The sequence below is a fragment of the Serratia sp. EC4 genome (assembly GCF_059652115.1).
Genome location: NZ_JBNIDE010000026.1, coordinates 1 through 1,854 on the forward strand (window position 1 = coordinate 1; position 1,854 = coordinate 1,854).

Annotated in this window: 1 protein-coding gene; it reads left to right on the forward strand. The window is 66.3% G+C overall.

What is annotated here, in order from left to right:
- Nucleotides 1-1,854, forward strand: a 1,854-nt coding sequence (gene tkt, locus ACP39K_RS24500; RefSeq protein WP_497008997.1) for a transketolase, incomplete at both ends; no start/stop codon positions are given.

Here is a 1,854-nt window from a genome sequence, read left to right on the forward strand (position 1 = left end):
CTCAACCACAACCCGACTAACCCGCACTGGGCTGACCGCGACCGTTTCGTGCTCTCCAACGGCCACGGCTCCATGTTGATTTACAGCCTCCTGCACCTCACCGGCTACGACCTGCCGATGCGCGAGCTGGAGAACTTCCGTCAGCTGCATTCCAAAACCCCGGGGCACCCGGAGTACGGCTACACCCCGGGCGTTGAAACCACCACCGGCCCGCTGGGCCAGGGCATCGCCAACGCCGTCGGCTTCGCCATCGCCGAACGCACCCTGGCGGCGCAGTTCAACCGCCCCGGCCACGACATCGTCGACCACCACACCTACGCCTTCATGGGCGACGGCTGCATGATGGAAGGCATCTCGCACGAAGTCTGCTCCCTGGCCGGCACCCTCAAGCTCGGCAAGCTGACCGCCTTCTACGATGACAACGGCATCTCCATCGACGGTCACGTTGACGGCTGGTTCACCGACGACACCGCCCTGCGTTTTGAAGCCTACGGCTGGCACGTGGTGCGCAACGTCGACGGCCACAACCCGGACGCCATCAAGGCCGCGATTGAAGAAGCCCGCAAGGTGACCGACAAGCCGTCGCTGCTGATGTGCAAGACCGTTATCGGCTTCGGTTCGCCGAACAAGGCCGGCACCCATGACGTGCACGGCGCCGCGCTGGGCGCCGCCGAAGTGGCCGCCACCCGCGAAGCGCTGGGCTGGAAATACGCCGCCTTTGAAATCCCGCAGGACATCTACGCTCAGTGGGACGCCAAAGAAGCCGGTCAGGCCAAAGAAGCGGCCTGGAACGACAAGTTCGCCGCCTACGCCAAGGCCTTCCCGGAACTGGCCGCCGAGTTCAAGCGCCGCATGAACGGCGAGCTGCCGGCCGACTGGAAAGCCGACGCCAAAGCGTTCGTGGAAAAACTGCAGGCCAACCCGGCCAACATCGCCAGCCGCAAGGCGTCGCAGAACGCGCTGGAAGCGTTCGGCAAGGTGCTGCCGGAGTTCCTGGGCGGCTCCGCCGACCTGGCGCCGAGCAACCTGACCATGTGGTCCGGCTCGAAAGCGCTGAACGTTGACCCGGCGGGCAACTACATTCATTACGGCGTGCGCGAGTTCGGCATGACCGCCATCACCAACGGCATCGCGTTGCACGGCGGCTTCCTGCCGTACTCGGCGACCTTCCTGATGTTCGTGGAATACGCTCGCAACGCGGTGCGCATGGCGGCGCTGATGAAGCTGCGCAACGTGTTCGTCTACACCCACGACTCCATCGGTCTGGGCGAAGACGGCCCGACTCACCAGCCGGTGGAGCAGCTGGCGAGCCTGCGCGTGACCCCGAACATGAGCACCTGGCGCCCGTGTGACCAGGTGGAATCGGCGGTGGCGTGGCAGTACGGCATCGAGCGCAACGACGGCCCGACCACCCTGGTGTTCTCGCGCCAGAACCTGACCCAGCAGCCGCGCACCGCAGAGCAGCTGGCGAACGTGTACCGCGGCGGCTACGTGCTGAAAGACTGCGCGGGCACGCCGGACGTGATCCTGATCGCCACCGGCTCCGAAGTGGGCATCACGGTGGAAGCGGCGGACAAGCTGACCGCGGCGGGCCGCAAGGTGCGCGTGGTGTCGATGCCGTCGACCGACGCGTTCGACAAGCAGGATGCGGCGTACCGCGAGTCGGTGCTGCCGGCGGCGGTGACGGCGCGCGTGGCGGTGGAAGCGGGTATCGCGGACTACTGGTACAAGTACGTGGGGCTGAACGGCGCCATCGTGGGCATGACCACCTTCGGTGAGTCGGCGCCGGCGGAGCAGCTGTTCGCCGAGTTCGGCTTCACCGTGGACAACGTGGTAGCCAAGGCGCAGGCGCTG